The sequence below is a fragment of the Pseudomonas sp. G166 genome (genome assembly GCF_037027455.2).
Lineage (GTDB): Bacteria > Pseudomonadota > Gammaproteobacteria > Pseudomonadales > Pseudomonadaceae > Aquipseudomonas.
On sequence record NZ_CP146985.1, the window covers coordinates 5,243,854 to 5,255,877 of the forward strand.

10 protein-coding genes are annotated in these 12,024 nt (G+C 60.7%); 5 read left to right on the forward strand and 5 right to left on the reverse strand.

The genetic code is table 11. The features are described from left to right. Positions 1-107 precede the first annotated feature (107 nt). Positions 108-2,843 (reverse strand): preprotein translocase subunit SecA, encoded by a 2,736-nt coding sequence (gene secA / locus SGN16_RS23220; protein WP_210640439.1) that lies wholly within the window; start codon positions 2,841-2,843, stop codon positions 108-110. 308 nt (positions 2,844-3,151) lie between these two features. On the opposite strand from secA, the gene SGN16_RS23225 reads away from it, so the two are divergent. Continuing rightward, positions 3,152-3,607: a DciA family protein gene (locus tag SGN16_RS23225; RefSeq protein WP_210640441.1), complete on the forward strand. Its 456-nt coding sequence runs from the start codon at positions 3,152-3,154 to the stop codon at positions 3,605-3,607. 198 nt (positions 3,608-3,805) lie between these two features. Here the strand turns inward: SGN16_RS23225 and SGN16_RS23230 are convergent, their stop codons facing one another. Further along, positions 3,806-5,293 carry a helicase HerA-like domain-containing protein gene (locus SGN16_RS23230; protein ID WP_335945084.1) on the reverse strand — a complete coding sequence of 496 codons (1,488 nt, stop codon included), beginning with the start codon at positions 5,291-5,293 and terminating at the stop codon, positions 3,806-3,808. A 331-nt stretch (positions 5,294-5,624) separates the two neighbouring features. Between SGN16_RS23230 and SGN16_RS23235 the strand changes: the two genes are divergently transcribed. Genes SGN16_RS23235 through SGN16_RS23245 form a run of 3 tightly spaced genes read left to right on the forward strand, consistent with a single transcriptional unit; the run spans position 5,625 to position 8,522 of the window. Continuing rightward, entirely contained in the window at positions 5,625-6,746 is a 1,122-nt protein-coding gene (locus tag SGN16_RS23235; protein ID WP_210640444.1) for a glycosyltransferase family 1 protein, read from the forward strand. Positions 6,747-6,762: 16 nt separating this feature from the next. Beyond that, the gene (locus tag SGN16_RS23240; RefSeq protein ID WP_335945085.1) at positions 6,763-7,530 is read left to right on the forward strand and encodes a DUF2334 domain-containing protein; all 768 of its coding nucleotides are present in this window, start codon (positions 6,763-6,765) and stop codon (positions 7,528-7,530) included. Continuing rightward, positions 7,527-8,522, forward strand: a complete 996-nt coding sequence (locus tag SGN16_RS23245; RefSeq protein ID WP_335945086.1) for a lysylphosphatidylglycerol synthase transmembrane domain-containing protein — start codon at positions 7,527-7,529, stop codon at positions 8,520-8,522. The genes SGN16_RS23240 and SGN16_RS23245 overlap by 4 nt, the downstream gene beginning before the upstream one ends. A gap of 4 nt (positions 8,523-8,526) precedes the next feature. On the opposite strand, the gene SGN16_RS23250 is transcribed toward SGN16_RS23245, so the two are convergent. After that, complete coding sequence (locus tag SGN16_RS23250) at positions 8,527-8,712, reverse strand: hypothetical protein (RefSeq protein WP_210640450.1); 186 nt, start codon at positions 8,710-8,712, stop codon at positions 8,527-8,529. Positions 8,713-8,771: 59 nt separating this feature from the next. Next, complete coding sequence (gene purU / locus SGN16_RS23255) at positions 8,772-9,620, reverse strand: formyltetrahydrofolate deformylase (RefSeq protein WP_135846935.1); 849 nt, start codon at positions 9,618-9,620, stop codon at positions 8,772-8,774. A gap of 296 nt (positions 9,621-9,916) precedes the next feature. Here purU and mvaT point away from each other — a divergent pair, with 296 nt between their 5' ends. After that, on the forward strand, positions 9,917-10,294 hold the full coding sequence (gene mvaT, locus SGN16_RS23260) for a histone-like nucleoid-structuring protein MvaT (RefSeq protein WP_003178543.1): 378 nt from the start codon (positions 9,917-9,919) through the stop codon (positions 10,292-10,294). A gap of 92 nt (positions 10,295-10,386) precedes the next feature. On the opposite strand, the gene sbcB is transcribed toward mvaT, so the two are convergent. Beyond that, positions 10,387-11,814 (reverse strand): exodeoxyribonuclease I, encoded by a 1,428-nt coding sequence (gene sbcB / locus SGN16_RS23265; protein ID WP_210640451.1) that lies wholly within the window; start codon positions 11,812-11,814, stop codon positions 10,387-10,389. Between the last annotated feature and the right edge of the window lie 210 nt (positions 11,815-12,024).

Below are 12,024 nucleotides of genomic sequence, written 5' to 3' on the forward strand. Positions count from 1 at the left end.
ATAAATAAATCAACACCGCCTGCAGCGAGACGGCGAATCAAAATGGCAAAACGCCGCGACGGCTAGGTGGCCTGTCGCGGCGCGGGTAGTTCAGCGTTGAAACGGGGTTACTGGATCTGCCCGTGGCAATGCTTGTATTTCTTGCCCGAACCGCAGTAGCACAGTTCGTTACGGCCCAGCTTCTGCTCGTTACGCACCGGTGCGGTTGCCAGGGCGACATCGACGTCGACGCCCTCCTCGGCGACCACTTCAAGCCCCGGGGCTTCGGCGTGTTCGAATTGCATGCGCGCGGCCAGGGCTTCGGCTTCCTGACGCAGGCGAGCTTCTTCTTCGGCCGGGTCTTCGCGACGAACCTGAACGTGGGACAGGACCCGGATCGAGTCGCGCTTGATCGAATCCAGCAGTTCGGAGAACAGCGTGTAGGACTCGCGCTTGTACTCCTGCTTCGGGTTCTTCTGGGCGTAACCGCGCAAATGGATACCGTGACGCAGGTGGTCCATGGTCGACAGGTGGTCTTTCCACAGATCGTCCAGTACCCGCAGCACAATCTGCTTCTCGAAGGAGCGCAGCGCTTCGGCGCCGGCCTGGTCTTCTTTCTCGTTGTAGGCAGCGATCAACTCGGCCAGCAGCTTCTCACGCAGGGTTTCTTCATACAGGTGATCGTCTTCGTCGAGCCATTGCTGGATCGGCAGCGCCACGCCGAAGTCGCTCTGCAGGGCCGCTTCCAGGCCGGCAACATCCCATTGCTCCGGCAGCGACTGCGGCGGAATGTGGGCGCTGACGGTGGCGTTGAGCACGTCCTGGCGGAAATCTGCGATGGTTTCACCGATGTTGTCGGCGGCCAACAAACTGTTACGCATGTGATAGATCACTTTACGCTGTTCGTTGTTGACGTCGTCGAACTCGAGCAGTTGCTTGCGAATATCGAAGTTACGACCTTCGACCTTGCGCTGGGCCTTCTCGATGGCGTTGGTCACCATGCGGTGCTCGATCGCCTCGCCCGGCTGCATGCCCAGGGCCTTCATGAAATTCTTCACCCGGTCAGAGGCAAAGATGCGCATCAGGCTGTCTTCCAGAGACAGGTAGAAGCGGCTGGAACCGGCGTCACCCTGGCGACCGGCACGGCCACGCAACTGGTTGTCGATACGGCGCGATTCATGACGCTCGGAAGCGATGACCTGCAAACCGCCGGACTCCAGTACCTGCTGGTGACGCTTCTGCCAGTCGGCCTTGATCTGCGCGATCTGCTCGGGGGTCGGGTCTTCCAGGGTAGCGACTTCCACTTCCCAGTTGCCGCCCAGCAGGATGTCGGTACCACGGCCGGCCATGTTGGTGGCGATGGTCAGCGCACCCGGGCGACCGGCCTGGGCGATGATCTCGGCTTCCTTCTCGTGGAACTTGGCGTTGAGTACCTTGTGCTCGATGCCTTCCTTGTTGAGCAAGGCGGACATGTGCTCGGAGGTTTCGATGGTGGCGGTACCCACCAGGATCGGACGACCCTGGGCCATGCCTTCCTTGATGTCGTTGATGATCGCCGCGTACTTCTCTTCGGCGGTCAGGAACACCAGGTCGTTGTAGTCTTTACGGGCCAGTGGCTTGTTCGGCGGAATCACCACCACTTGCAGACCATAGATCTGGTGGAATTCGAACGCTTCGGTGTCGGCGGTACCGGTCATGCCGGACAGTTTGTTGTACAGGCGGAAGTAGTTCTGGAAGGTGGTCGAGGCCAGGGTCTGGCTCTCGGCCTGGATGTTCAGGCCTTCCTTGGCTTCGATGGCCTGGTGCAGGCCTTCGGACAGGCGACGACCCGGCATGGTACGACCGGTGTGTTCGTCAACCAGCACGACCTGGCCGTCCTGCACGATGTATTCGACGTTGCGATGGAACAGCTTGTGGGCACGCAGGCCTGCATAAACGTGGGTCAGCAGGCCCAGGTTGTGGGCCGAGTACAGGCTCTCGCCTTCGGCCAGCAAGCCGACGCGGGTAAGCATTTCCTCGACGAACTGGTGACCGGCTTCGTTGAGCTCGACCTGGCGGGTCTTCTCGTCAACGGTGTAGTGCCCGGGCTTGGTGACTTCGCCTTCGACTTCCTCGACGTGCAAGGTGAGCTGCGGGATCAGTTTGTTGATCTCGATGTACAGCTTGGAGCTGTCCTCGGCCTGACCGGAAATGATCAGCGGGGTACGGGCCTCGTCGATAAGGATGGAGTCGACTTCGTCGATCACGGCAAAGTTGAGTTCACGCTGGAATTTCTCTTCCATGCTGAACGCCATGTTGTCGCGCAGGTAGTCGAAACCGAATTCGTTGTTGGTACCGTAGGTGATGTCGGCGGCGTAGGCGGCGCGCTTCTCTTCCGGCGGCTGGAACGGCGTGACGACGCCGACGGTCAGGCCGAGGAATTCATAGAGCGGACGCATCCAGTTGGCGTCGCGGCGAGCCAGGTAGTCGTTGACCGTCACCACGTGCACGCCCTTGCCGGACAGCGCGTTGAGGTACACGCCCAGGGTTGCCACGAGGGTCTTGCCCTCACCGGTACGCATTTCGGCGATCTTGCCTTCGTGCAAGGTCATGCCGCCGATCAACTGGACGTCGAAGTGGCGCATACCCATGATCCGCTTGCCGGCTTCGCGAGCGACCGCAAAGGCTTCGGGCAGGATCTGGTCAAGGGTTTCCCCCTTGGCGATGCGGTCCTTGAATTCGGCAGTCTTGGCGCGTAACTGATCGTCCGAAAGGGCCACCATTTGCTCTTCGAAGGCATTGACAGTCTGTACCGTCTTGAGCATGCGTTTGATTTCACGCTCGTTCTTGCTTCCAAAAAGTTTCTTTAACAAAGGCGCAAACATATCGGCAGGATCTTCCACACTAAAGGGATGGAGGGCGGCCCCATGAGTCGCCCGTGCAGCCCTCATGGCCGCATGCGAACGAGCATTCTACCCGGAAACGATGGAGAGGAAAGTGGCGTTATTCCACGATGCTGGCACAGCGCTGTGACGGGGCCTCCCTAAAATAAGGGCTTTTGCACGAACTTCAACCCACAAAGCGCAGAAGTTACGCTTTGATTGTGCGGGTAAAAAGGCGCTGGGCGACAGGGTTCAGGCGCTCCCTGCGCTTTCTGCTACCATGGCGCCTCTGTCACTTGCGGTATTAGTTCATGGCCTTCCGCCCTCTTCCAGCCAAGGCGCCCGCCGTTCTGCTGCGCGAAGCCAAGCCGCTGAAAGCCATCTTCGGCCACGCCAAACGCCTGGGCCACTTGCAGCGCTTGCTCGACAGTCAGCTGCAGCCAGCCGCCCGCGAGCATTGTCACGTGGCGTCCTGGCGCGAAGGCAGTTTGTTGCTGATCGTCACCGACGGCCACTGGGCCACGCGTTTGCGCTACCAGCAAAAGCGCCTGCTGCGTCAATTGCAGGCGTTCGAAGAGTTCGCCAACCTGACGCGGATTCTGTTCAAGGTCCAGCCGCCCACCGTCCAGGTCGGCGCCAAGGGGCATACGCTGGATTTGTCCAGCGATGCCGCCGCGACCATCCAGGCCACGGCGGACGGCATCACCGATCCCAAGCTGCGGGCGGCACTGGAGCGGTTGGCGGCGCATGCGCGGCCCAAGGACTGAGATTTTCATTGCCTGTTGAATCGCCATCGCGAGCAAGCTCGCTCCCACCATAGGTCTTCAGCGCACACAACTCTTGTGTACAGCACAGATCCACTGTGGGAGCGAGCTTGCTCGCGATGACGGCCGATCAGCCGGCACATTCTTCGCCTGCTAAACCGCCATCGCGAGCCAGCTCGCTCCCACAGGTTGAGTCCAGACCTACCGGCGCTTGCTGCCCCCCAGCAACGACCCCATCAACCCGCGCACCAGTTGGCGCCCCAACTGATTGGCCGCCTGGCGCATCGCCGATTTAAGCGCCTGGCCGGCCGCCGTGCCAAGGAATTCCCCGGCCTGTTCGGTGAAACTCGGTTCTTCGGCCGTCGGTTTGCCTGGGGCCACTTCAGCCTGCGGCTCCAGCCCCTTGCGCCCCATCAGCACTTCATAGGCCGATTCGCGATCGATCGGTTTGTCGTAGCGCCCTTGCAACGGCGAACTGGCGATCAGCCCGGCGCGCTCGGCCTCGCTCAGCGGCCCGATACGCGACTGCGGTGGCGCCACCAGCACACGCTGGACCATTTCCGGCGTGCCTTTTTCCTGCAAGGTGCCCACCAGGGCCTCACCGATACCCAGCTCAGTGAGCACCGCCAGGGCATCGAATTGCGGGTTCGGCCGGAAACCGTCCGCCACCGCCCGCAACGACTTCTGCTCCTTGGCGGTAAAGGCCCGCAGGCCATGCTGGATGCGCAAACCCAACTGCGCCAGCACGTCGTCTGGCAAATCCCCTGGCGACTGGGTCACGAAATACACCCCGACACCTTTGGAGCGGATCAGCCGTACGACTTGCTCCAGGCGGTCCTGCAAAGCCTTGGGCGTGCCGGCGAACAGCAAGTGTGCCTCATCGAAGAACAGCGCCAGCAGCGGTTTGTCCGCATCGCCGCGCTCGGGCAACTGCTCGAACAACTCAGCCAGCAGCCATAGCAGGAACGTCGCGTAGACCTTCGGCGCTTCATGGACCAGACGGCTGGCGTCCAGCAAGTGGATGCGACCGCGACCATCGCTGGCCGGTTGCAGGATGTCTTCCAGTTGCAGGGCCGGCTCGCCGAACAACGCGTCCGCGCCCTGCTGCTCCAGAGTGGACAAGCGTCGCAACAAGGCCTGGCTGGAACCGGTGGTCATCAGGGCCGCATCGTCGCCCAGCAACTCGGGGTTGTCCCTGAGGTGATTGAGCAATGCCTTCAAATCCTTGAGGTCCAGCAGCAACAGGCCTTCGCGGTCAGCGACCTTGAAGGCGGCGTACAACGCCGATTGCTGGCTGTCCGTCAGCTCGAGCAGGCTGCCGATCAGCAGGGGGCCCATTTCACTCAGCGTGGTGCGCAATGGATGACCGGATTGACCATGGATGTCCCACAACGTTACGGGATAAGCCTGAGGCTTGTGGCCAAGCCAGGGCATACCGGCAATGCGCTCGGCGACCTTGCCCTGGGGGTTTCCAGCAGCACCGAGGCCACACAAGTCGCCCTTGATGTCCGCGGCGAACACCGCCACGCCGGCGTCGCTGAACGCTTCGGCCAGGCGCTGCAAGGTGACGGTCTTGCCGGTGCCGGTGGCCCCTGCCACCAGACCATGACGGTTCGCCAGGCGCATGGCCTGGGCGATGGGCTGGCCAGCAAGGTCGGCCCCGATAACGAGTTGCGATGAGTCAGGCATGTGGTCACCTGTGATATTTACGATATGACGCCATTTTGCACGCTTATATAAAAGCACGCCCGGAACAATAAGGCCTTGGCGCAGTTCCGAGCCATGAATAAAAACTTGCGGTTGGCCTGGAACAGCAGGCGGCGCCTGGGCTGGCCTCATCGCGAGCAAGCTCGCTCCCACAGGGGCGGTTGTGGACAACATAGATCCAATGTGGGAGCGAGCTTGCTCGCGATGAGGCCCTGCCAAACAAAGCATGACTGCCCTGACACCCCACCGCCACAACCCCAACCGAACATCTATTCTTACTAAGGGTCAACACAGGAGAACACTGACCGGAGGGATGTTCATCGTGCATATAGCGGACATAACCATGTTCTACGCCCCCGCCAGCGGAGGCGTGCGCACTTATCTGGATGCCAAGCACCGGCGCCTGGGTGATCGGCCCGGAATTCGCCACAGCCTGTTGATCCCCGGCGCGCATTTGAGCGAGCACGATGGGATCTACAAGGTTCCGGCCCCCGCCCTGCCCTTCGGCAAGGGCTATCGTTTCCCACTTCGCCTGGCACCCTGGCGCAATGTCCTGCGTGATTTACAGCCGGATCTGATTGAAGTCGGCGATCCCTACCTTACCGCGTGGGCTGCCCTGGATGCCCGGCGCCAGCTTGACGTGCCCGTTATCGGTTTCTATCACTCCGACCTGCCGCTGCTGGTGAGCAACCGCATGGGCAACTGGTTCACGCCCAATATCGAAGCCTATGTCAGCAAGTTGTATGGCAATTTCGATCGGGTCCTGGCGCCGAGCCAGGTCATGGCCGACAAACTGATCGGGTTGGGCGTCAAGAACGTCTACGTGCAACCGTTGGGCGTAGACCTGCAGACCTTCAACCCCGCCGCCCGCGACCCGGAGTTGCGTGCCGAGCTGGGCATTGCCGAGGACACGCGCCTGCTGATTTTTGCCGGTCGCGGTTCCAAGGAAAAAAACCTGCCGGTGTTGCTCAAGTGCATGAAACGCCTGGGCGAGCGCTACCACCTGCTGCTGGTGGGCTCGTCAATGCCCGCCGTGGTGCCGGACAACGTCACGGTGGTCGATGAATTCTGCCCGGCACCGCAGGTCGCCCGGCTCATGGCCAGCGCCGATGCCCTGCTCCATGCCGGTGACCAGGAGACATTCGGCCTGGTGATCCTCGAAGCCATGGCCAGCGGTATCCCGGTGGTGGCAGTGGCGGCCGGGGCCTTTACCGAAATCGTCCACGAGAACTGCGGCTTGCTGTGCACCCCCAACAATCCACAGGCCATGGCCAACGCTGTGCGGCAACTTTTCTCCGAAGGCTGTCAGCAGCGCGGGGTGCTGGCGCGCCAGCATGTGGAGCGCCATTACGCATGGGACTCCGTGGTCAACAGCTTGTTGGGGCATTATTACGCTGTGCTCGGCGAACAGATGCCGTTGCTGGCCAATGGTTGAGGCGAGGGGTTTATCGATGAATCACTCGCCCAGCGTGTTACTGGTGCTGCACGACGTGGCGCCGCAAACCTGGCCCGACTACCAGCCCTTCGTCGAAGCCGTCGACGCCCTCGGCCATGTGCCGATGACCTGGCTGGTGGTGCCGGACTTCCACCGCACCAATGCGCTGGAGGATCACCCCGGCTTTCGGCGCTTGCTCGACAGTCGGGTCGAGCGCGGCGACGAACTGGTGCTGCATGGTTATTACCATTGCGACGAGGGGCCGCTGGCCCTGCACCCCAAGGACTGGTTCATGCGCCGGGTCTATACCCACGAAGGCGAGTTTTACAACTTGTCCGAGCAAGCCGCCCTCGCCCGCCTGCGTGCCGGTATCGAAACCTTCCAGCGTTACCAGTGGCCACTGGAAGGTTTCGTTGCCCCGGCCTGGCTGATGAGCGCAGGCACACGCCAGGCCTTGCGCCAGTTGCCCCTGAGTTACACCAGCGACAGCCAACATCTTTATCGCCTGCCGGACTTCACCGTCATCGACGCCCCCGGGTTGGTCTGGAGCGCCCGCAGTGCCTGGCGTCGTGGCCTGTCGAAAGTCATCAGCGACCAACGTGAACAGCGCTGGCGCCAGGCCCCGGTGATTCGCCTGGGCCTGCACCCGGTGGACATGCGCCACGGTTTTTCCCGCGACTACTGGCTCCGAACCCTCGAGCGCCTGCTCAATGACGGCCGAGTGCCGCTGACCAAGGCCGGCTGGCTGGCGACCCAGGGGCTGCCGGTCAGCAGCGCGGCATGAAACGGCTGATCTGGCTGGCCGCCGCCCTGCTCACGGCGCTGCTGGTTCCGTTGCTGATGGGCGGCGCAGACATGTGGGCTCGCGTGCAGCGCTTTCCCTTATCGCTGCTGCTGACCATGCTCGGCATGATCGTGCTGTGCTGGGGCTTGAATTCGGTGCGCCTGCGCCTGTTGCTGGGCGAACATCGCGGGCGCATCGGTGGGCTGAAAAGCATGGGCGTGGTGATGTCCACCGAGTTCGCCATGTGCGCGACGCCTGGCGGCAGCGGCGGGCCACTGACGTTGATGGCCCTGCTGGCGCGCAACGGCGTGCGTCCGGCCCATGGCAGCGCGGTGTTCGCCATGGATCAGTTGAGTGACCTGCTGTTCTTCCTCTGCGCCTTGGTCGCCATCCTGTTTTACGCGCTGTTTCAGAACCTCAGCCAGCGCCTGGAATGGATGCTGACGTTGAGCGCGGTTTCATTGTTTGGCGGGCTGTTCGCCTGCGCGCTGGCGGCCCGCTACCACCGCCGGCTGATTCTTCTGGGCGCTCGGCTACTGTGCCATTTGCGTGTAAAGAGCAGCACCCGCCGACGCTGGGCGCGCAAGATCCTGCATTTTCTCGCGGCGTTCACCGACACTTTGAAGTTGCCACGCCAGACCCTGTTCCAGGTCTTCGGCCTGACGTGCCTGCATTGGGCACTGCGCTACAGCGTGCTGTACCTGGCGTTGAAAGGGCTGGGGGCGGATGTGCAGTGGGCTTGGAGTTTCCTGATCCAGATGCTGTCCTTGAGCGCCGGGCAGTTCAGCCTGCTACCGGGCGGTGCCGGGGCGGCAGAGCTGACATCGGCGGCGCTGCTCGCGCCCATGGTGGGCAAATCCACCGCGGCGGCGGCGATCCTGATCTGGCGAGCGGTGACCTACTACTTTTATCTGGTGGCCGGCGGGCCGGTGTTCTTTTTGATGGTCGGGCGACCGTTGATCAAGAAGCTGATCAAGCTCAGGCAAGCTTGAGAGGTCAGGACTTCTGTTCGGGATCATCCTGGGGATGCGGTTGTTTTTGCATCTGCTCCCAAAGCTCGGCGGCATCGGGAAACTCGGTGCCATTTTCCGGGCTCAACGCATCAGGATCATAGCGGCTCAGGCAGCCCTCGCCCAGGGTGGCCGGCGCCTTGGAGGTGGCTTTGTCCAGTGGATCGGTCATGGCGAGCCTCATGAAAAAAGGGCCTGGCGATCGCTCGTCCAGGCCCTTTGTAGTGTAAGTCAGAACACCACGGTCTTGTTGCCGTGCACCAACACTCGGTCTTCCAAGTGATAACGCAAGCCCCGCGCCAGCACCATCTTCTCCACGTCGCGACCGAAACGGACCATGTCTTCGATACTGTCGCTGTGGCTGACACGCACCACGTCCTGCTCGATGATCGGGCCGGCGTCCAACTCTTCGGTCACGTAGTGGCAGGTGGCGCCAATCAGCTTCACACCGCGCATCGAGGCCTGGTGGTACGGCTTGGCACCGACGAACGACGGCAGGAAGCTGTGGTGGATGTTGATGACCTTATGGGCGTATTCGCTGCACAAGGCTGGGGGCAGGATCTGCATGTAGCGCGCCAGCACCACCACCTCGGCCTCGTGCTGCTTGACCAGCCGCGAGACTTCGGCGAACGCCGGCTGCTTGTCCTGCGGGTTGACCGGTACGTGGTAGTACGGGATGCCGTGCCACTCCACCATGCTGCGCAAGTCGTCATGGTTGGAAATCACACAGGCGATATCGCAATCGAGTTCATCGCTGTGCCAGCGGTGCAACAAGTCAGCCAGGCAGTGAGACTCGCGGCTGGCCATCAGCACAACACGTTTTTTCTGCGCGGTGTCGGTGATGCGCCAGTCCATCGAGAACTCTTCGGCAATCGGTGCGAACGCCTCACGAAAAGCTTCGATACCGAAGGGCAGCGAGTCGGCACGTATCTCGTGACGCATGAAAAACCAGCCACTGTGATTGTCCGAGTGATGGCTTGCTTCAGTGATCCAGCCGTTATGGGACGCCAGAAAGTTACTGACTTTAGCAACGATACCGACGCGGTCCGGGCAAGCAATCACCAGCCGAAAAGTGCGCATTAGGGGAACTCCAGAACTTCGCAAAGGCGGCCATTCTAGCCATTGCGCAGAAAAACTGCAGTATCGATGACACGCCGTCTTCCTCGAGACAACCCAAGGCCGCGAACGGCATGGCCTGTGGTGACACGCTATATTTGTGAACAGATGTGAGACTGCGCGGTATTTAACTGTACCGCCCGTTTTTTGTGGCATTGCACTAATTAATTAAATAAAACGCGGCTTAAATGTTTACTTGATGAAACTGTCTGATTACTATTGTCGCACTGTCACCCTGCGTCCTACATAAGGTAGTCCCCATGTCCTTGATCAACGAATACAACGCCACAAAGCAAGCCATTGAAGATCTGCAACAGCGCCTGGCAGACCTGTCCAAAGACGACAAACTGCAAAAAGAACTGGAATTCGAAGGCAAACTGCGCACCCTGATGGGCGAGTACTCCAAGTCCCTGCGCGACATCATTGCCCTGCTGGACCCAGAAGCCAAATCGAGCAAAGCACCACGTGGCGCCGTAAAAACTACTGGCACCAAACGCGCTCGCAAAGTTAAGCAATACAAAAACCCGCACAACGGCGAAGTCATCGAAACCAAAGGTGGCAACCACAAGACCTTGAAAGAGTGGAAGGCCAAGTGGGGCGGTGACGTGGTTGAAGGCTGGGCAACACTGCTGGGCTAAGCAGCACCGGTTCGCAGCGTTCTTTGCGAACACAATAACGCCAGCGATTGCTGGCGTTTTTTATGCCTGTCTCTTTACTTCTCGGCACCGGCTCAAAGGCTTAAACGTTTGCGCAATTGCTGGCTGTAGCCCTGCCATTCAATGAGTACCTCTCGCTGCAATGGCGTAGAAAGGCTCATCCACTCGCCCATTGCCTCGTCAAAACTTTTCAAGGTATTAGGCGCCCCCCATTCCGGGGATGACAGACGTTGTTGACAGAAAAGTCTCCAGCGCCCCTGCTCTTCGGCACTCAACGTCTCTGGAAAGTTGCGCGCGCGATATCGAAACAATAATTCCGGCAAACGCTCGTCGTCGAACGGCCAGCGTTCTCGAGCCAACTGAGCCGGGTCCGCAGTGCGAACTTGTTCACATAAACGACGATCGCGATCTCCGATAAATCCTGCGTATAACTGTTGCTCCGGATCTTCGCTGGCGGTGAAGTCCTCGCGCCCATAAATAGCCTGAAGTTTATCCTGCCAAACTTTCTGTGCGTCAGTTAGCCGCAATGCCCGCTGCTGATAGCCGTCCATGTCCAATTGCAATCGCTGCTGATCCTCGGCGCGCAGCACCGACAACGGCGCGACCACCGGGCACTTGTTGATATGAATGAGCTTGAGGGGCACCGGCAATTCACCGTCGAGCAGTTCTTCACGGCGGGTATATAAACGCTGGCGCAGCGTATCGGCATCGTGGTCCAGCAGGCCCTGGGGGTCCAGGTGCAGATCGCAGACAATCAGAGCGTTACGGTTTTTCGGGTGCCAGGCCAACGGCAGGACCACGCCGACGTAGTTTCGCGCCGCCGAGAAACGTCCGGAAATATGCACCATCGGCTGCAACAGGCGGATCTGGTCCATCACTTTCTGTTTGCTGCGCAACTGAAACAGCCAGTCGTAGAGTCGCGGCTGCTTCTGGCGAATCAGGCGGGCCAGGGCGATCGTCGCGCGCACGTCTGACAACGCATCGTGCGCCTGGCCATGGTCGATGCCATTGGCGGCGGTCAGGCGCTCGAGCTTGAGGGTGACGCGGCCCTCCTCCTGCGGCCAGACAATGCCGTCGGGGCGCAACGCATAGGCGGCACGTACCAGGTCGATCAGATCCCAGCGGCTGTTGCCACCCTGCCATTCCCGCGCATAGGGGTCGAAAAAATTCCGATACAGGCTGTAGCGGGTCATTTCATCGTCAAAGCGCAGGGTGTTGTAGCCGGCGCCACACGTACCGGGGGCGGCCAGTTGCGCGTGGACACGGGTCATGAAGTCGGCCTCGCTCAAGCCTTTTTCGGCCAGGCATGCCGGGGTGATGCCGGTGATCGCACAAGCAGCCGGATGAGGCAGAATGTCTTCGCTGGGCTGGCAGTACAGATTCACCGGCGCATCGATTTCATTGAGTTCGAAATCGGTACGGATACCTGCCACCTGCAAGGGCCTATCGCAACGCGGGTTGATGCCGGTGGTTTCGTAGTCGTACCAGAAGATGGAAGTCACGGGCTGTTCCTGAGCTAAAGACTGGCGAAGTCTAGGCGCTCGCACCTGCCCCAGGCCAGCGGTCCTGTCACTTTTGAAAAATCCAGCGTGATATCTGTGGCAGGCACTGGTTCTGTAAACATTGGGGACCCCATGTGGGAGCGAGCTTGCTCGCGATAGCGGTGGGTCAGTTTGCGTCGATGTTGAATGTGCCGCCGTCATCGCGAGCAA

Excerpts from the sequence above, each read along its gene's own strand:
- secA (WP_210640439.1), bottom strand. The coding sequence starts at position 2,843 with ATGTTTGCGCCTTTGTTAAAGAAACTTTTTGGAAGCAAGAACGAGCGT.
- SGN16_RS23225 (WP_210640441.1), top strand. The coding sequence starts at position 3,152 with ATGGCCTTCCGCCCTCTTCCAGCCAAGGCGCCCGCCGTTCTGCTGCGC.
- SGN16_RS23230 (WP_335945084.1), bottom strand. The coding sequence starts at position 5,293 with ATGCCTGACTCATCGCAACTCGTTATCGGGGCCGACCTTGCTGGCCAG.
- SGN16_RS23235 (WP_210640444.1), top strand. The coding sequence starts at position 5,625 with ATGTTCATCGTGCATATAGCGGACATAACCATGTTCTACGCCCCCGCC.
- SGN16_RS23240 (WP_335945085.1), top strand. The coding sequence starts at position 6,763 with ATGAATCACTCGCCCAGCGTGTTACTGGTGCTGCACGACGTGGCGCCG.
- SGN16_RS23245 (WP_335945086.1), top strand. The coding sequence starts at position 7,527 with ATGAAACGGCTGATCTGGCTGGCCGCCGCCCTGCTCACGGCGCTGCTG.
- SGN16_RS23250 (WP_210640450.1), bottom strand. The coding sequence starts at position 8,712 with ATGACCGATCCACTGGACAAAGCCACCTCCAAGGCGCCGGCCACCCTG.
- purU (WP_135846935.1), bottom strand. The coding sequence starts at position 9,620 with ATGCGCACTTTTCGGCTGGTGATTGCTTGCCCGGACCGCGTCGGTATC.
- mvaT (WP_003178543.1), top strand. The coding sequence starts at position 9,917 with ATGTCCTTGATCAACGAATACAACGCCACAAAGCAAGCCATTGAAGAT.